Consider the following 18,954-nt stretch of genomic DNA (forward strand, 5'->3'; position numbering starts at 1 on the left):
TTATTAGTTAGTATCTCTATATTAATTATATACCATAAACAAATTGTTTAATTTTTATTCTATTATTGAAGATCACGTTCGACTGAAACCTTTACATAAAGTGTTGCTTGCTGAGAGAATGGTCTTCCTGCTGTATAAGATACAGCCGTAGAATCAGTATCTCCTGTTCCCTCAGCAGTTCCTAGAGAAACCCATTTATTTAATGGAACCATTAAAGTGGTGTCTATATTTTGATTATCAAACTGTTGCCCTCCCGCAGGATCTTGTTGTTCCCGTACTCGACGCAGCTTTAATTCAACCTTTGAACCCCGCATGATGGGTTGCACTAATAAACCATTTTTGATCTGATGCTGCTGGTAGGTAATTCCTGTTGTAAAAAATCCTGCCCCTACTGAAGTGATGATGGGTACTTCTTCATCGGTAGATACGAAGGCAGATTCGCCACTCATTACGTTAACAGATTGTGAACGTTTTACTTCAGCTGGAGATTTTGAACTGTAGCTTACGGAATTTTCATTTTGTGCAGTAAGCCAATCTGGATCACCTTGATAAATAGAAATTTTAAATGTTACTGGGGGTACATCAATTTGATGTAGTACGGTCCTGATTTGGGTAAGTGTTTCCGGCGAAACCTGAACTACTAAAGTTTCCCCAGAACCGCTTATTTTTTCCCCAGTTTGCAGTAAAGGTTGTATTAGTTGGATAACTTTTTGGACTGGAACATAGTGTAGCTCAATTACTTTTGTGATTGTTTGGGAAAACACATTACTTGCTAACAACAATAATCCTATTAGGCAAAATCGCTGCATCCTGAGCTCCTTTCTGTTCCCTAGGGCAATTAAGAAAAACTTATAATGGTAAACCCCAATATTTTCAATTGTAGACTAAGATGAAGAATTCATGGAGCAAATTAAAAATATTTTTATTTTTAACCGCAAAAGAGCAAGAAAAACCGAAAAAATCCGCGAACTATGATTCAATAGTTTTGTTCCTGAAAAAGTTTGGGTATACTTCTCGAAAATTTGCTTAAGAGATGCAACACCATGGGTAGCATATTTAATATATTTGGTCCTTCACCGATAAGACCGATAGAACAACACATGCGTAAAGTACATCAATGTGCCAAACAACTCTACCCATTTTTTGAAGCGGCTCTAAAAAAAGACTGGTCTACTGCTAATAAAATAGCAGAAAAAATAATTTCACTAAAAAAAGAAGCCGATTTAATCAAGCGGGATCTACGTCTTCATTTGCCTACAGGTCTCTTTCTCCCTGTTTCGCGCACTGACTTGCTTGAAGTGCTCAGTGCCCAGAATCTCATTGCAAAAAAAACTAAAGGCATCGCAAAACTCATTATAAGCAGGCAAATGATTATTCCAGAACCACTCGTTCCTGTTTTTATGCCTTTTTTAAGTCGTTGTCTGGATGCATCAAAGCAAGCGTGTAAAGCAATCAATGAGTTGGATGAATTGCTTGAGGCAGGTTTCAGAGGATCTGAAGTTAAAATCGTTGAAGAAATGATTTTAACACTTTATGAGATTGAACATGACAGCGATGAACGCCTAGCGGATATCAGGCATCGTATTTTTGAAATCGAAAAAGATTTATCTGCAATCGATGCAATATTCCTCTATGAATTGGTCCAATTGATTGATGATTTAGCCGATGGTGCTCAACATGTGGGTAGTCGTCTTCAAATTCTAATAGCTCGGTAGTCACGTTTTATGGATTATTCAATTATATATCTTCTTGCAGCAGTCATTTTGTGTTTTCTGATGACTTGGGGGGTTGGCGCTAACGATTTGGCCAATGTCATGAGCACTACTATGGGCTCAAAAGCAGTTACTGCCAGACAAGCAATGCTGATCGCCATAATTTTTGAATTTGCTGGTGCATTTTTAGGAGGAACTGGTGTTACAGAAACAATGCGCGATGGGATTATTAATTCCAGTGAGCTCTCTGGACAACCACTTATTCTTATTGAAGGAATGCTAGGTGTTTTATTAGCTTGCACTATTTGGATGAATCTGGCGAGTTACCTTGGAGTTCCTGTTTCTATTACTAATGCTTTAGTAGGTTCAATGGTAGGTTTTGGCACCATAGTACTCGGTCCGCAAGCAATTCATTGGAACCAAGTAAGCCGCATCGCTATAAGCTGGGTTACCTCACCCATGATTTCAGGGATCACTGCTTATATGTTATTTATCAGTATTCAACAAACCATTTTTATCAAAAGTAATCCACTCGCTAAAGCTAAATTGTATATCCCGATTTACCTTTTTCTCATTGGCTCAATTTTGTCATTTATCACTGTATTTAAGGGGCTTCATCATTTTCACATTCATCTCAATTTCAAACAAAATCTGGCAGTTACTCTTGCAACCAGTATTATTATCACCATTATAGGTATGGTAATTATTAAACGAATACCGGAACATCATAGGATAAGACGCAGAGAGCGATTTATCCAAGTTGAAAAATATTTTGCTGTACTGATGGCAATGACCGCATGCGCAATGGCTTTTGCACATGGTTCGAATGATGTAGCCTTAGCCGTGGGACCACTCTCAATTATTTACAGCTTGATTATGAATTCCCATCAAGTGTTTGATGCCAATAATTATCCAGCATGGATCATATTATTAGGCTGTGTTGGCGTGGTCACAGGTTTGCTTATGTATGGTAGAAAAGTGATTGAAACTGTAGGGAGCGCCATCACTGCACTTACTCCTAGCCGTGCTTTCGCTGCCACTCTTTCTGCCGCAACAACTGTTGTTGTCGCAACAAGTACAGGTATTCCAGTTTCAGCGACACAAACATTGGTTGGCGCAGTTCTTGGGGTAGGCTTGGCACGCGGTATTGGCGCATTAAATCTGATTGTAATTCGCAACATCTTTATGTCCTGGATACTGACATTACCTGCTGCGTCTATCTTGACGATTTTAGCTTACAAATTGCTGCATTCTTTTATAGGCTAGGCCAAATAGATTTCTGGGGGTTGCAAAAAAAAGGAACTAGGGATGCACATCCTGAGTTCCTTCATGCATCCACCCAGGTACTAATATTTAAAACTCTTCCCAGATTTCACCTTTTTTGTTTTCATAATCTTTATTATCACGCATCAAAAAAATACGCTTGTGCTTGTTAATCTCTTTTATTTGTGATGCGGATTTATCATGAGTTGCATCAAATTCAAATAAAAATTTATCATAGGGACTTACATAAGCTTTATCTATATCGTCTGAACTCATAACCAATCCAAAATGACTATAATTTAAATCAGGTATTTTATAGCTTTTTCAGCTAAGTTACCATTATTCTAGAAAAAGTAGTTGAACTTGCCAACTTTTAAAGAAATTAGGGGCTGAAGATGAGTTTAAAAAAAGCAGAATTACATGTCCATTTGGAAGGAACTATCATTCCCAAATTAGCTGCAAAACTAGCCGCACGAAATAAATTAGTTCTGCCTGAGGGTCTTGTCGCCCCAGATGGGGCAAGCTATTTATCCAAAGACTTCCTCGATTTTTTAAAAGTTTATGATACGCTTGCATCAGTGATTCGGTATCCTCAGGATTATTATGATATTACCTTAGACTATTTACGAGCTCGCGCCCAAGAAGATACTATTTATGTGGAGATGATGTATTCACCTGATCATGCTGAGCTCTCCAGTAAAATTCCTTCTGCAGAACACTTGGCTGCAATTCAACAAGCAATTGACGATGCCAAAGAGCAATTTAATATAGTAGGACGTATTATCATTACTGCAGTTCGCCATTTTGGTGTCCAAGCAGTAGAGCATGTGGCACAACAAGCTCATAAAGATAGATTTCCATGTGTCACAGGCTTTGGTTTAGGCGGTGATGAAGCAAAGTTTCCTCCGAAACTTTTCAGTAAAGCATACCGTATCGCAGCCGACGCGGGTTTACAATGTACTGTCCATGCAGGTGAATTTGCTCCTGCAAGCGGAATGGTAGAGGCTATGGAGAATTTACCAATTCAACGTATAGGTCATGGGGTTAATGCAATTTATTCGCCAGAAACTATGGACATGGTAAAAGAGCGAGGGATTACTTTAGAGGTGTGTCCTTCAAGCAATATCTTTTTGGGCTTGTTTAAAGATATGAATGAACATCCTTTGCCTAAATTTTATGACACAGGTATTAAGATCAGCATCAGTTCAGATGATCCGCCATTTATGAGTACCACGTTAGGTCGAGAATATCAACGTGTACAAAAATCTTATAGCTACAGTGATGAGACAATGAACAAAATTACACGTATGGCTATAGAAGCTGCTTTTGTTGATGAAAAAACTAAAGCAGAACTTCTAGCGAGAATTTAATTTTATGAAATGATATCAGATTGGGGGAAGGCATAGCCTTAAAAATTCTATAAATCTCTCAGGCATAAAGCGCAGTACGTGCTATGAAAAATTTTGTGCAAATTTTTAGGCCATAACAAGGGAAAACCACCTCAAGAAACCCAGGTTCCACTGCGTTGGCCCTACTCCATAATATTTTAATTCCTCTTCACTCAAAAATATAAAAGGCTAATCATTCCGATTCAACTCACCCAAAAGTTGCTCAATGTACCGCCTACAAGTCAACGGGTGATGCAAAAAATTAATAATGCGACGTGTACCACCAGTTCCGGTAATGCATATCATCCCATAGCTCAACATGCTGCCCAAAAGCGATTGACGAATATCGATTGCTTCAATCTTGCTTAATGGAATATCGATCGTTTGCCTTACAACAACTCCAGTACGAATAATAACATGATTTTTCTTGATCGTGACTGAAGAAAAATAATAGGTCATCCAAGTCATTCCAATCCATAGTAAAGCTACAGCAGCCAGGCCGTAGCCAATTTTTTGTAAGATATCTATTTCTGCAGCATAAAAAACAATCGCCAAAGCAGCACATAAAGCGAGAACTGGCCAAAGAAATATTATCCAATGCATTCGAGTAAAAAAAATAACATTACTGTCGTATGGCTTCTCAAACATTGATTCACCTATTATTTTGAATTGTTTACTAAAAAATTATAATATTGCATTTAGCTCGAATTTGCTATTCTATACTTCGTATGAAGTATATACTAACTCTCTTAATTTTTTAGAATCGAAAAATGCGCTCAATCAGTCGTTGCCTTAATAAACAGCTTACTGACCTATGTCAACGCTCTGTTCAATTGGAAGAGCTTACGAATAAAATCAAGCTTATGCTTCCTGAAGCTTTAGTCAACGAATGCCAGGTAGGAAGTTTTAATAAGGGTTGTTTGTTATTAACAACTACTGATGCCGCCTGGGCATCGCAACTACGTTATGCGATTCCGGAACTGCGTGATAAATTACGTAAAGAAGCAGGTATGTATCAACTTTCTTCAATTAAAGTGACTGTTATTGAACCTCAAATTCAATATGAAAAATCACGTCCCCTTCAAAAACACGAATTATCAGAAAAAGCTAAAGCGATCATAATTAGCGAAAGTCAAAGTTGCACGTATGAACCATTACAAAAAGCATTGTTGCATTTGGCTGACGGTGATAATGAAAGCAAGCAGGTAGGGTAAAACGCATCTAATACATGACATAAAATCAAAAAGCCTTACATTCTCAATTCACAAGTGACTCTGTCATCCCACGCAGATCCATTTTTATAGTGGCTCATGGATGGATTCCTGCCTGCACAGAAATGACAACATCCGCGTTATAGCTTGGCAGCTATGGCCTAGTCTGAGAGATCCTACACCCTATTAAGATGCCTTCTAGTGCCCACACACAATAATTTACGGAAAAAATTAGCGATTCATTTCAATTGAGCGCTATTGCAAAACGGCGCTCTACCCATTCTGAGCCAAGATAAGTAAAACAATCTTGCAAGTAGTCATTCAATTCATCCTCTTCCATCACATGTTCTTGCCCAACAGGTTGAACATCATGATGAAAATAAGTATCAAAGTAACGTATTGAAAAATCAACATAATCTCGTGTATGGAGAATAAAAGAATGCCATAGCCCATCAAGAATAAGCAATGGGCCAAAAAGATAGGTTTTTTTACCCTGTTTTGCCCTTTGTGCATTTAACCACATCCAAGACAATAAATCCGTAAATAATACCTGGCTTTCTTGTTCAGAAAACTCAGGATGATGATGGCAAAAATGGTTTATTACTGCTTTATTTTTATAATCAAGCAGAGCGGATAAATTGCTCATCCGCAACATGCTTTTTTAGTACTTGGTCTTTCGGTTACATAACGTACAATACGGCAGATCATTTCTTCTTTAGTCATTATTATCTCCACGATTGTGATCATAAATAAACGGCGCAGATAGTCTAACAAATGCTCACAATGGAAGCAATTTAATTATTTCATTTTTCAATTCAATACAAATTGTCCCAGCTCAATCCTGAATATTCAGGATGAGCACTTAATTACCAGATCACACAACGATTTTTATTTACCATAGGACTGTCATTCGGAATATGGAACGCCTCCTGAAATTGGGGAATATTAGCCAAGCTCCCATTTACTCGATATTGAGCTGGAGGATGCGGATCAGTCGTTACCTGATTACGTAATTGTTGTGGTCGAATGTTCATTGCCCAAACATGTGCTGTCGCTATAAAAAATTGCTGCTCCGGTGTCAGACCATCAATTGTAGGTGCATTTTTATATGCGTCAGAATGCTGGAAGGCTCTATAAGCAAGAGTGATACCTCCCAAATCAGCAGTTGCCTCTCCTACAACCAATTTTCCTTGTACATGCAAACCATCATCTACAGTGTATTGTGAAAATTGATTCACAATACACTGTGTTGCTGTCTTGAATTTTTCTAAATCACTTGGTGTCCACCAATTTTTTAAATTGCCATGACCATCAAATTGTGCACCTTGATCATCAAACCCATGAGTCATTTCATGCCCCATTACAAAGCCAATTGCACCATAATTCAAAGCAGCAGGTGCATTTGGATCAAAAAATGGCGGTTGAAGAATGCCCGCTGGAATATTTAAATTATTCATTGAGGGATCATAATATGCATTAATCGTTTGTGGTGTCATGACCCATTCAGTTCTATCTATAGGTTTGCCAATTTTATTAAGATCTCGTTGGGTTAAAAATTCATTGGCTCGAATTACATTTAATACGTATGGTCCTCGATTAACTATCAATTTGGAATAATCCCACCACTTGGAAGGGTAACCAACCCGCTCTTCCATCATGTCAAGTTTCTTCAATGCAGCCTTACGTGTAGCAGGGGTCATCCATGATAAAGTATTGATGTCTTCACGCAAAACTGCGCGAATATTTTTGAGTATCTCCAAAGCTTGTTTTTTATCTTCTGGAGAGAAATAGCGATCCACATACATTTTACCAATGGCAAAACCTAAAGCACCATTTTCTGTACCAACAACCCGTTTCCATCGAGGTAATATTTTCTCAGCACCAGTCAAGACTGCTACCATTTTAAAATTTTGATCGACAAAAGGTTTAGATAAGTACGAAGCAAAAGCATCAATTAAATGCCAACGCAAATATGTTTTCCAATCTTCTAAGGGAACAGTTTTTAATTGTTTATTCATGTCCTTAAAAAAACCGGGCATTGCTAAATTCATACTTTTTATTTGTGCTTGACCCATTGCTGAAAAATATGCAGGCCAAGTAAAATTGGGAGTCACTTGGGCAAGTTGAGCTTTATCCATAATATGATATATCGCATGGGGATCACGTTGCTCTACTTGAGACAGAGAAACCTTGGCCATTTGTGTTTCTAATTTCATTACTGTATTTGCTTCAGCTGCTGCTTTATCAGGGGAATCACCTAATAACTCAAACATTTTGGCGATGTGATTAACATAAGCCTCACGAATTTGTTTAAATTTAGCATCATCTTTTAGATAATAATCACGATCAGGTAAACCTAATCCACCCTGCATGGCAGCAGCGATCATCTCTTCACTATTTTTAAAATCTTGCATGCTTCCAAAATTAAAGAATACACCCACCCCTATTTGATGCAGATGTGCTATTTCACTTTGTAAATCCGTTAAATTTTTTAAGTCATTAATACGATCAAATTCAGGCTGTAATGGCTTAATTCCCAGTTGATTGATACTGGTTTCATCCATGCCGCTGTAATAAAAATCACCTACTTTTTGTTCTATGCTACCTGGTTTTGCGTTGGTATTTTTTGATGCATTGATTAGCATTTGGTGAATAATATCTTGAACTTTTTCATTGATAAGATTAAAGCTTCCCCAGCTTGAATAATCAGGAGGAATTGGGTTGTTTTTTTGCCAGTTACCGACTGCATAAGAATAAAAATTCTTACTCGGTGAAATACTGGTATCCAACCAATTCAAATGAAGTGCTTGTTCTGTTGTTTTTTGAGGGTCAGTGTTTGCAGAATATATTGCGGAGCTGCATAACAGGGCAAAAGCAAAAAGGCTACTATTAAGTTTCATGCCACAACTCTCCTTTGCTAATCATTTATGTTAATTCACGAAGAATCTAAATAAACCAAGCAGGCGGAGACAAAAATCATAACCAGAAATTTGTGCGGCCGGGATATTCCTGGGGCATGATTCGTCTTCACCTTACACTTTTGCACATTTAGCGAAAAGCCATGTGAACAAGAGACAGGTTACTCCCAGGCTACATTCCTACGCTTCGACAGGATAAAACTCAGTTTGCATTGCAGGGAGATATTCTTCTGTATCAAAATAAGTATATTCCCAAGCGTCTTGTCTTACCATTAATTCACGTAATAATCTGTTATTTAATTCATGTCCTGACTTATAACCTTCGAATGCACCAATCAAACTAGAACCTAACAGATACAGATCCCCAATTGCATCCAATACTTTATGAGAAACAAATTCTGATTCAAAGCGAAGCCCATCATCGTTGAGAACACGATAGTCATCAACAACTATGGCGTTATCCAAGCTTCCCCCTTTTGCCAAATCGCATTCTCTTAATTTTTCATAATCGGAGAGAAATCCAAAGGTACGTGCTCGGCAAACCTCTTTGACATAAGAAGTTGTAGAAAAGTCAAAACTTACTGTTTGAGGTTTATCATTAAATGCAGGGTGGTCAAAATCAATGGTAAAGGTAATTTTATACCCATTATAAGGATAAAATTGAACAAATTTCCCATTATCTTCTACACGAATAGGCTTAAGAATACGTATGTACTTTTTGGGTGCATTTTGCTCACGTATGCCCGCTGATTGAATCAGGAAAACAAAAGGAGCCGCGCTACCATCCATAATGGGTAACTCTGGAGCATTTACATCAATGTACGCATTATCAATACCCAACCCTGCCAAAGCAGAGAGCAAATGCTCCACGGTTGCAATTTTAACGGGCCCATGGTGTAACGTGGTACATAACATAGTGTCCCCCACATTCTCATAAGAAGCGGGTATTTCTACTACAGGTGAAAGATCTACTCTTCTAAAAACTATGCCTGTATTCACAGGAGCAGGTCTCAATGTTAAAAGCACTTTTTCACCGGAATGCAATCCAACACCAGTTGCCTGGATCACCTTTTTAGGAGTTCTTTGTTGTGTCATTCGGTGCTCACCTTGTTCCTCATCATGTTTTATTTTTTACTTTGCACGCAAAACTTCGTGATCGTATCAATATTTTAATATTTAGTCTAATTATTTTTGTATCAAAAATTTAAATTCCCCTTCCTCTGCAACTTTGTAGAGGAAGGAGCAGATTATCTATACCTCTTCTTGTCGGCGTAAAAATGCAGGAATATCAAGATAATCCACATCTGGAATACTCTCACCATTTTGTTTTGTAACAGAGGACATACTGGCTTGAGCTTGTTTACGAACAAGAGCAGGTCTTTCTAACTGCTGATAATCCAAAGAGCCATCACTACGAGTTGTTTCAATCAAACGTGCTCGATGAGCGTGTTGTGGTTGTGCTTGCTGATGACGTTGTCTTCCATCCCCAAGACCTGTCACAATAACGGTTACACGCATTTCATCAGTCATTTCTGGATCGATTACTGTTCCTACTACTACAGTTGCATCATCAGAAATAAACTCTTTGACGACATCCCCTACTTCCTCAAACTCACCAATTGACATATCAAGGCCGGCGGTAATATTGACGAGGATTCCACGAGCACCTGAAAAATTCACATCCTCCAATAAAGGAGAAGCAATTGCAGCTTCAGCAGCTTGACGCGCTCTTTGTTCACCTACAGCGCTACCTGTACCCATCATCGCCATACCCATTTCTGACATTACAGTACGCACGTCTGCAAAATCTACGTTGATCAAACCTGGGCGGGTAATTAAATCAGAGATACCTTTAACTGCACCCAGTAACACATTATTTGCTGCCTTGAATGCATTAAGAAGACTAATGTTTTTTCCTAAAACGCTGAGTAATTTATTGTTAGGAATTGTGATCAATGAATCAACATGTTCTGCTAAACGACGAATTCCTTCCTCAGCTGCTAACGCCCGTTGTTTGCCCTCAAATGAGAATGGCTTGGTAACAACAGCAACGGTTAGAATGCCTAGTTCTTTGGCAATTTCCGCAAACACAGGCGCAGCACCAGTTCCGGTTCCACCACCCATCCCTGCCGTAATGAACACCATATCCGCACCGCTTAAGATTTCGCGAATATGGTCTCTGTCTTCTTCTGCTGCTTCACGGCCTATTTGTGGATTTGCACCAGCACCTAAGCCTTTGGTTAGCTCATCACCCAGTTGAATGTGTATTTTCGCATTTGAGCCTCTTAATGCCTGCGCATCAGTATTAGCACAGATAAATTCAACTCCATCAATATTTTCTGCAACCATATGCTCGACGGCATTACCACCACCACCGCCAACACCAACTACCTTAATCACTGCATTATTACTATGGTGTTGGCCTTCCATTAATTCAAACATAACCCTGCTCCCCTCATATGTTTAATCTTTTAAAAAAAACCGGCAGTAAACTTTTAGTCGAATCGATTACCAGTTTTCATTTTTAAACGTTGTTTGTAACCTAAAAATTACCTTGGAACCATTCTTTCATACGTGCCCACAAACTCTGGGTATTATCATTCATTTTAGGTACATTGTAGTTTGATTCATACTGTTGTTGATAACCTTGCAACAATAATCCTACGCCTGTAGCAAATGAAGGATTTTCAGTTGCTTCAGCCAATCCAGAAACATGATGAGCACAACCTTTTCTTACTGGCATTTCAAAGCAAAGTTCTGCAAGTTCAATACCTCCTCTCACATTGGCAGCACCACCAGTCAGAACAATGCCTGCAGCCATTCTATCCTCAAATCCGCTGCGTCGTAATTCGTTACGCACTAAAGTAAATAGCTCTTCATATCGCGCCGCGACCACATCTGATAAGGCTTTAGCTGATATTTTTCTTCCTGGTCTATCATTAACACTGGTCACTTCCAGCATCTGATCTGAATTGGCTAATTCGGTTAATGCTACCGCATGATTCAGTTTAATGGATTCTGCCGCTTTTGTAGGTGTGCGTAAAGCCATAGCGATGTCATTGGTCACTTGATCTCCTGCAATAGGAATTACGGCTGTATGCTGAATTGCACCTTCACAAAATATCGCAATATCTGTGGTTCCACCGCCAATATCAATTAGGCAAACACCCAGATCTTTCTCATCTTCGGTCAAAACTGCATGACTTGAAGCGAGTTGTTCAAGAATGATGTCATTGACTTCTAAACCGCAGCGACGTACACATTTAACTATATTTTGTGCAGCACTTACTGAACCGGTGACAATATGTACACGCGACTCAAGCCGTACTCCGGCCATTCCTATAGGTTCACGAATGCTACCTTGTTGATCGATGATAAATTCCTGAGGTAAAACATGCAGAATTTTTTGATCAGCAGGAATTGCTACTGCTTTTGCAGCATCAATTACACGTTCTACATCAGCCTGCGAAACTTCTTTATCGCGAATGGCAACAATACCATGTGAATTTAAGCTGCGAATATGACTACCAGCAATGCCTGCATAAACAGTTCTTACCTCACATCCAGCCATAAGCTCAGCTTCCTGAACAGCGCGTTGGATAGAGTTCACGGTGGCCTCTATATCAACCACAACACCGCGTTTTAAACCACGAGAGGGATGACGACCTATTCCGATAATTTCTATTGCACCGTCAGAGGTAACTTCTCCAATTAATGCAATTACTTTTGAAGTTCCTATATCCAATCCAGTGATAATATCTTTTTCTATTTTTTTTGCCATTATCGTTCCGTTTGTTGTTTCCACTGCACCGCCATACCACGTGGATAACGCAGGTCCACGCTAGACAATTGCTCAATTTTCTCTGCAAATACTGCAGGATATGCTTTACAAAAACGCAGCAATCGTTCTTCTAACTCTTTCTTTCCTAAATATATTTTTATACCATTGCCTAAAAGTAATACCCAAGATTGGTTTTCTCTTAGATACAGTCCAGTGGCGTTTAAACCATACATTGATAATATCTTACTCAATTTTTCGTAAACTTGTAAGACTTCCGCTTGTTGAGATAGTGGTCCTTTTAATCGCGGTAAGTTTAGACCTTCTGGAACAGCACCTTCATTAAATAATCTGCCATCCTCAGTCATCAGAGCATTATCCCAAATCGCAACTGGTTTTTTTTCAACGAGCCTTATTTTCAAGGTATCTGGCCAAACCCGCTCCACAGTAGCCGTGTCGATCCAGCTCAGCTCATTTAATTCACTCTCTAATGCCCTTACCGATAAAGTAAAAAAGCTATTACTCAAGTATTTTGATAATACACTTTCCAATTCCTTATGGGTCACATGCTCATAATTTGCAGCAACTTTAATTGTGGTGACAGGAAACCGCCCCGCATCGGACACATAATAATAGCCTAATCGACAAGCTAAAAATATGGCGCTTAAACTTAATACCAATAACCAACAGATATATCGCAAATTCCCGGAATCAACATCCCTATTTTTATTCATGGTGTTCACAGATAATTGGTTACTAAATGTCGCCGGCAATTCTGATGTACCGTCGCAATACGGATCAACTCGTCCAGTAATTCAGGATAAGATAAACCACTTGCCTGCCATAATTTGGGATACATACTAATCGAAGTAAAACCAGGCAAAGTATTTACCTCATTAAAGTAAATCGTTTCGGTTTTGTCATTAACAAAAAAGTCAACACGTGCCATACCCTTGCATTTTAATCGGATAAAAATATCTGCAGCAGCCTTTTTTAATTGCTCATACAAAGTCTGACTTAAAGGAGCGGGTATAATCAGATCTGTTTGTCCACTCTCTAGGTATTTTGCTGAATAAGAATAAAAACCATCAGGATGATTAACGTGTATTTCACCAGCAATGCTGACTCTTGGCTCTCCAGCAGGTACAACACCCTCCAATACTGACAACTCAATTTCTCGTCCAGGAATAAATGATTCAATCAAAATCTCTTCGTCATAACGTAACGCATCATCGACTGCTACTAACAATTCAGCCATATTTTTTGCTTTATGTATGCCTACACTGGAACCCATTGCACAAGGTTTAACAAATAAAGGCCAGCCAAATTCTTCTGCAACTTCTTGGCAAAAACGTTGTCTTTCAGTTGCCGGGGTATGCCATGACAAAAGCTTGTAGTTCGCTGATTTTAAACCATCGACGCACACGATGCGTCTTGCCATATCTTTATCCATTCCAATAGAGGACGAAAGTACATCACAACCAACATACGCAACACCTGATAATTCCAGCATTCCTTGCAAACATCCATCTTCATATAAAGGACCGTGGACTACGGGAAAAACCACATCAGCATCAACAGATAAACGTCCATCAATAAATAAACTCGCCATCGGTTTTGAATGTTCTGTGACTACTGGAAGTTTTTCTTTGTAAGCGAGTAAATCCTGATATTGGTGAAGATGAAATAATCCATCTTTATCCATTGCTACAGGGATAATGTTATATTGTTTCGCATCTAAATGTGCAAGAACAGAAGCAGCTGAAATTAATGAAATTTCATGTTCTCCTGATTTTCCACCATAAAGCAGAACTAGATTGAGAAGCTTGGACATTAACGGTCTCCGATTATATGAACTTCGCGCATCAACTCAATTGTTGTCTGCTCACGAACTTTAGTTTGTACTAAATGTATCAATGCTTCAATATCTGCAGCAGTTGCTGAGCCTTGATGATTGATAATAAAATTAGCATGCTTCTGAGAAACCATTGCACCTCCGATATTGAAACCTTTTAATCCACAAGATTCAATAAGCCGAGCTGCAAAATTTCCTGGAGGATTTCGAAACACTGACCCACAATTGTATTCATTCGTTGGTTGTGTATTTGCCCGATGAGCCAGCAACTCTTTTATTACCTGTAATGACGTTTCTTTATCGCCGGGATTTAGTTTAAAGGTGGCTGAAATAAACCACTCATTAGGAGGTCCCGAAACATGTCGATACGCTACCTCATATTCCTCAGGTTTACGAATTCTTATTTCACCATTGCGAGTCATGGTCTGCAGTTCGACTACAAACTGCCAGGTTTCACCACCATGACAACCGGCATTCATTCGCAATGCTCCTCCCATGGTTCCTGGGATTCCAGCCCAAAACTCACCACCAGACAAATTATTGCGTGCACAAAAACGAGCCATACTCGCACAAGATACCCCAGCTTCGACTTTAACAGTCTGCATGTCTAAGAGAGTCATTTCTTTTAGGCATCCTTGAGTAAGAATCACGGTTCCTGAAAATCCATTATCGCGAATCAAAGAATTGGAGCCCAATCCCAACCACAATAAAGATTCTGTTTCAGGCAGCTGACGAAGAAATAAAGCAAGATCAGGGATATTTTTGGGCTTATATAGTCTGGCAGCAGGCCCTCCGACACGCCAGGTTGTATATTCCGCCAAAGGCTCGTTATAGAGCAAACTGCCTTGAAGTTCAGCTACAAGACCACAATCGTTCTCAGTTGGACTCATGTTGCCCTCACATTTCTTTCATCAGGTTCACAGCAATTTGACCAATACTCCCGGCACCTTGCATCAAAATCACATCGCCATCTTTAATCAACTGATTCAACTTTGCTTTAAGCGATTGTTCGTTTACAAGGGTTACTTTCTTATCTTTATCTCTAATTTTTTGCGCCAGACTCTCACTGGTTATCCCTGGAATTTCAGGTTCTCCTGCAGAGTAAATATCAAACAAAAACAATTCATCGGCAAGACTTAACACATCAACAAATTGATCTTGTAAGGATTGGGTTCTTGTATATCGATGCGGTTGAAAGACGTGGACAAGACGTTTATTTGGCCAAACATGGCGAAACGCATCGATGGTTGAGAGAATTTCCTGAGGATGATGCCCGTAATCATCGACAATAAGAGCCGAACCATGCTCAAATTGTTTCTCGCCCAACATTTGAAAGCGACGACCTACCCCTTGGAATTTTGCCAAGGCACGTATAATCGAAGCATCATCTACACCTAATTGTGTCGCAATCGCAATAGAAGCCAGAGCATTTAACACATTGTGACGGCCTGGGTATTGAAATTGAATGTTTAATGAGGAATACGGTACGGGACGTACTACCGTAAATTCACTAATTAGTTCATTTTGCGTCCAATTAGTTGCCCGGTAATGAGCCTCCTCCGCAAACCCGTAAGTTAATGTAGGTCTTTCAATCGCTGGCAGGATCTTGCGCACCTCTGAGTCATCAATACATACCACTGCCAAACCATAAAAAGGCAAATGGTGTAAAAACTCAAGAAAAGTTGTTCTTAATTTATCAAAATCATTCTCATAGTTATCCATATGATCTGCATCAATATTGGTCACTATAGCCATCATAGGTTTTAAGAATAAAAATGACGCATCACTTTCATCAGCCTCAACAACAAAATAAGGGGATTGGCCAAGTTGGGCATTAACACCCAAACTATTCAATTTACCGCCGATCACAAAACTTGGATCTAACCCCCCTTCAGCCAAAAGACTACTTACCAGACTTGTTGTTGTCGTTTTACCATGGGTCCCAGCTACGGCAATGCCATGACGAAAGCGCATGAGTTCAGCAAGCATCGCTGCTCGTGGAATTACTGGAATCATTTGTTCGCGAGCAGCCACAATTTCGGGATTATTCATACCAACTGCTGAAGAACGAACTACAACATCAGCACCTTTTATATGTTCTGCTTTATGTCCCATATAAACAGGGATTCCTAAAGATTTTAACCTTTGTACCGTACTGCCTTCACCTAAATCAGAACCTGTAATACGGTACCCTTGGTAGTGTAATACTTCAGCAATACCACACATGCCTACACCACCAATTCCAACAAAATGTATTTGTTCTACACAGCCCATCCTTGAAGATATAAATTGTCCTGAATTACCCACAAATGCCCCCTTATGCTGACAGAGGCCCTAATCCCAGAGCCTGCCAACGATTTTCATGATCAATGCGCAATAATAACGCAATTACAACACAATTGATAACCATACTTGCGCCACCATAACTCATTAAAGGTAAAGTTAATCCTTTTGTCGGTAATAAACCCGAGTTAACCCCCATGTTTATAGCAGCTTGTAATCCCAACCAAAATGTCAAACCATAAGCAGTATATGAGGCAAATAGCCTCTCTTGTGTATAAGCATTATACGCAATAATCAAGCCTCTAATAACCAATATACTGTATAGAGTCATGACCATTAAAATACCTACCAGACCTAATTCTTCTGCCAATACAGCAAATAAAAAGTCAGTATGAGCTTCTGGTAAATAGAGCAATTTCTGAATACTTTCTCCCAAACCTGACCCAAACCATCCTCCTCGACCAAATGCAATCAAGGATTGAGTCAGCTGATATCCACTATTATACTGATCAGCCCATGGATCTAAAAATGCAGTCAAACGGGCAACCCGATAAGGGGATGAAACCGCCAAAAAGGCCAGCGCGCCCATGACTACAATCATTAATCCTATATAATAGCGTAATTTTACACCAGCTAAAAACAGCATGGCCATAACAGTACCTGAAATCACTACCGTAGCCCCAAAATCGGGCTCAAGTAATAACAAAAAGGATACAACGCCTAAAATCACCATAGGCTTAATAAAGCCCAAAATACTATTGCTAACCGCCTCTTGTTGACGTACCAAATAACCCGAAAGATAAAAAATCATCGTGAGCTTGGCCAATTCAGATACTTGGATACCTATTGGCCCCAAGGCTAACCATCGCCGGCTTCCATTGACTGCCCGACCTATTCCTGGAATTAATACAATAAGCAACATCAACACACAAATTAACAACATCGGCATACTGATACGCTGCCAAATACTGCTATCTGTCCTGATCACAACAAGGGCAATCATTAAACCTGCAAATAAATAACATGCTTGACGAATTAAGAAATGAAATGGTTGGTGAAAGTATTTGGTAGAGATCATGACCGAACTTGAAGCCACCATCATTAGTCCGATAATAAGCAAACCGATGACCACACTAATTAACCATTTATCATAAAGGGAAATAGGTCTGCTGACAGGTTTGCCCCTTTGATTCACATGTCTTGGCCGCATCGTTTACAATCCATTCACTAAAGAAGCAAATGATTCGCCGCGATGATTAAAATCACGGAACATATCCAAACTGGCGCATGCTGGAGACAATAAAACAACATCGCCTGGTTTTGCCTGTGACTTCGCTACAACTACTGCATTATCCAATGAAGAAGCGCGCGCTATGGGTACCACATTCGCTAATGCAGCTTCTATCTTATCAGCATCTTCACCAATTAAAACAATGGATCTTACATAATCAGCTATAGGATGAACCAACTCACTAAAATCAGCCCCCTTTCCTTGCCCACCTGCAATAAGTACAATTTTTCCTTGCATAGAACCTCCTATTCCATTAATTGCAGAAATCGTTGCACCAATATTCGTCCCTTTAGAATCATTAATCCAATCAACGCCATCAAGAGTTCGCACCCATTGGCAACGATGCGGTAAGCCCGTGAAAGAAGTCAATATACTTACAATGTGTTGTTGTGGAATACCTGCAGCATCAGCTAAAGCAGCTGCAGCAAGAGCATTAAGCCAATTATGAACTCCTTTGATCAATATGGACTCAACGGGCAAAATGCAAGTATTTCCCTTTGCCAAGTATATGTTATCATTTTGCGTGATCAACCCCCAATTGTTTTTTTCCGGAGCATCCATACCAAAGGAAATACGATTGACTTCAGCAGTTGGAATAGTATAAGAATCATCGCGATTAAATAATGCAATCTGTGCTTCATCATATATTCGTTGTTTGGCTTGGACATATTCCTCCATAGTATGATGTCTGTCCAAATGATCGGGAGTCACATTGAGAATGGTCGCAACAATTGGAGTTAAAGAATAAGTTAAATCCAATTGAAAACTGGATAACTCCAAAACCCATAAATCATACTGATGCTCATCGTGCAGCATATCAAGAACTGGTGTTCCTATATTTCCAGCCACAGCAACTTTATATCCTGCTGCCTTCGCCATTTCTCCTACTAAAGTAGTAACGGTTGATTTTCCATTAGTTCCTGTAATTGCGATCACCGGAGCATGAATCTCTCGAGCCAAACACTCTATATCCCCATATACAGCAACACCCATTTGCATTGCCTTTTTTAAAAAAGGGGTATCCAAAGGTAAGCCTGGGCTTGCAATGATATCAGACAATTGGCCTATTACTTCATCAGGAATGTGCTGGGTATAAACACGAACATTAGGAAATTCCTTTGTAAATTCAGTGACACTCTGAGCTTGTGCGCGTGTATCAAAAGCAATAAAGGGTTTATTTTTACTATGTAAATATCGTCCTACCGATACCCCAGTTTTACCCAAACCTGCAACTAAATACAAAGGAGGATTCATG

At 39.4% G+C, this 18,954-nt stretch carries 18 protein-coding genes; 4 read left to right on the top strand and 14 right to left on the bottom strand.

Translation table 11 applies throughout. The annotated features are described in order from the left end of the window. Nucleotides 1-62 precede the first annotated feature (62 nt). Entirely contained in the window at nucleotides 63-809 is a 747-nt protein-coding gene (locus A8O27_RS07005) for a type II/III secretion system protein (protein WP_058458655.1), read from the bottom strand. Between the two features lie 234 nt (nucleotides 810-1,043). Here A8O27_RS07005 and A8O27_RS07010 point away from each other — a divergent pair, with 234 nt between their 5' ends. Then, nucleotides 1,044-1,715 (top strand): TIGR00153 family protein, encoded by a 672-nt coding sequence (locus tag A8O27_RS07010; RefSeq protein ID WP_058458656.1) that lies wholly within the window; start codon nucleotides 1,044-1,046, stop codon nucleotides 1,713-1,715. A gap of 9 nt (nucleotides 1,716-1,724) precedes the next feature. After that, entirely contained in the window at nucleotides 1,725-2,978 is a 1,254-nt protein-coding gene (locus tag A8O27_RS07015) for an inorganic phosphate transporter (protein WP_058458657.1), read from the top strand. An 87-nt stretch (nucleotides 2,979-3,065) separates the two neighbouring features. On the opposite strand, the gene A8O27_RS07020 is transcribed toward A8O27_RS07015, so the two are convergent. Beyond that, nucleotides 3,066-3,251 carry a CBU_0585 family protein gene (locus A8O27_RS07020; RefSeq protein ID WP_058458658.1) on the bottom strand — a complete coding sequence of 62 codons (186 nt, stop codon included), beginning with the start codon at nucleotides 3,249-3,251 and terminating at the stop codon, nucleotides 3,066-3,068. A gap of 119 nt (nucleotides 3,252-3,370) precedes the next feature. On the opposite strand from A8O27_RS07020, the gene A8O27_RS07025 reads away from it, so the two are divergent. Further along, the gene (locus A8O27_RS07025) at nucleotides 3,371-4,345 is read left to right on the top strand and encodes an adenosine deaminase (RefSeq protein WP_058458659.1); all 975 of its coding nucleotides are present in this window, start codon (nucleotides 3,371-3,373) and stop codon (nucleotides 4,343-4,345) included. Between the two features lie 207 nt (nucleotides 4,346-4,552). Here A8O27_RS07025 and A8O27_RS07030 read toward each other — a convergent pair whose 3' ends face one another. After that, on the bottom strand, nucleotides 4,553-5,011 hold the full coding sequence (locus A8O27_RS07030; protein ID WP_058458660.1) for a PH domain-containing protein: 459 nt from the start codon (nucleotides 5,009-5,011) through the stop codon (nucleotides 4,553-4,555). 122 nt (nucleotides 5,012-5,133) lie between these two features. Here A8O27_RS07030 and A8O27_RS07035 point away from each other — a divergent pair, with 122 nt between their 5' ends. Then, a complete protein-coding gene (locus A8O27_RS07035) occupies nucleotides 5,134-5,577 on the top strand; it encodes a DciA family protein (RefSeq protein WP_058458661.1) in 444 nt (147 codons plus the stop codon). A gap of 241 nt (nucleotides 5,578-5,818) precedes the next feature. Here A8O27_RS07035 and A8O27_RS07040 read toward each other — a convergent pair whose 3' ends face one another. From A8O27_RS07040 to murD, 11 genes are all read right to left on the bottom strand, one after another. After that, complete coding sequence (locus A8O27_RS07040; protein WP_115684328.1) at nucleotides 5,819-6,220, bottom strand: UCP032817 domain-containing protein; 402 nt, start codon at nucleotides 6,218-6,220, stop codon at nucleotides 5,819-5,821. A 220-nt stretch (nucleotides 6,221-6,440) separates the two neighbouring features. Continuing rightward, nucleotides 6,441-8,474 carry a M13 family metallopeptidase gene (locus A8O27_RS07045; RefSeq protein ID WP_064115075.1) on the bottom strand — a complete coding sequence of 678 codons (2,034 nt, stop codon included), beginning with the start codon at nucleotides 8,472-8,474 and terminating at the stop codon, nucleotides 6,441-6,443. A 198-nt stretch (nucleotides 8,475-8,672) separates the two neighbouring features. Then, nucleotides 8,673-9,587, bottom strand: a complete 915-nt coding sequence (gene lpxC, locus A8O27_RS07050; protein WP_058458664.1) for a UDP-3-O-acyl-N-acetylglucosamine deacetylase — start codon at nucleotides 9,585-9,587, stop codon at nucleotides 8,673-8,675. Nucleotides 9,588-9,743: 156 nt separating this feature from the next. Further along, entirely contained in the window at nucleotides 9,744-10,934 is a 1,191-nt protein-coding gene (ftsZ, locus tag A8O27_RS07055; RefSeq protein WP_058458665.1) for a cell division protein FtsZ, read from the bottom strand. Between the two features lie 100 nt (nucleotides 10,935-11,034). Then, nucleotides 11,035-12,273: a cell division protein FtsA gene (gene ftsA, locus A8O27_RS07060; protein WP_058458666.1), complete on the bottom strand. Its 1,239-nt coding sequence runs from the start codon at nucleotides 12,271-12,273 to the stop codon at nucleotides 11,035-11,037. After that, nucleotides 12,273-13,004 carry a cell division protein FtsQ/DivIB gene (locus A8O27_RS07065; protein ID WP_058458667.1) on the bottom strand — a complete coding sequence of 244 codons (732 nt, stop codon included), beginning with the start codon at nucleotides 13,002-13,004 and terminating at the stop codon, nucleotides 12,273-12,275. Before A8O27_RS07065 ends, ftsA begins: the two co-directional genes overlap by 1 nt. Nucleotides 13,005-13,009: 5 nt before the next feature. Beyond that, the gene (locus A8O27_RS07070; RefSeq protein ID WP_058458668.1) at nucleotides 13,010-14,104 is read right to left on the bottom strand and encodes a D-alanine--D-alanine ligase family protein; all 1,095 of its coding nucleotides are present in this window, start codon (nucleotides 14,102-14,104) and stop codon (nucleotides 13,010-13,012) included. Beyond that, nucleotides 14,104-15,015, bottom strand: coding sequence for a UDP-N-acetylmuramate dehydrogenase (gene murB / locus A8O27_RS07075; RefSeq protein WP_058458669.1), 912 nt, complete (start codon nucleotides 15,013-15,015; stop codon nucleotides 14,104-14,106). The genes A8O27_RS07070 and murB overlap by 1 nt, the downstream gene beginning before the upstream one ends. Nucleotides 15,016-15,022: 7 nt before the next feature. Continuing rightward, nucleotides 15,023-16,432, bottom strand: a complete 1,410-nt coding sequence (murC, locus tag A8O27_RS07080; protein ID WP_058458670.1) for a UDP-N-acetylmuramate--L-alanine ligase — start codon at nucleotides 16,430-16,432, stop codon at nucleotides 15,023-15,025. A gap of 10 nt (nucleotides 16,433-16,442) precedes the next feature. Further along, nucleotides 16,443-17,618 carry a putative lipid II flippase FtsW gene (ftsW, locus tag A8O27_RS18900; protein ID WP_058458671.1) on the bottom strand — a complete coding sequence of 392 codons (1,176 nt, stop codon included), beginning with the start codon at nucleotides 17,616-17,618 and terminating at the stop codon, nucleotides 16,443-16,445. Nucleotides 17,619-17,621: 3 nt separating this feature from the next. After that, a complete protein-coding gene (gene murD, locus A8O27_RS18905) occupies nucleotides 17,622-18,953 on the bottom strand; it encodes a UDP-N-acetylmuramoyl-L-alanine--D-glutamate ligase (RefSeq protein WP_058458672.1) in 1,332 nt (443 codons plus the stop codon). Nucleotide 18,954 lies beyond the last annotated feature (1 nt).

Source organism: Legionella bozemanae, assembly GCF_001648595.1.
GTDB lineage: Bacteria > Pseudomonadota > Gammaproteobacteria > Legionellales > Legionellaceae > Legionella > Legionella bozemanae.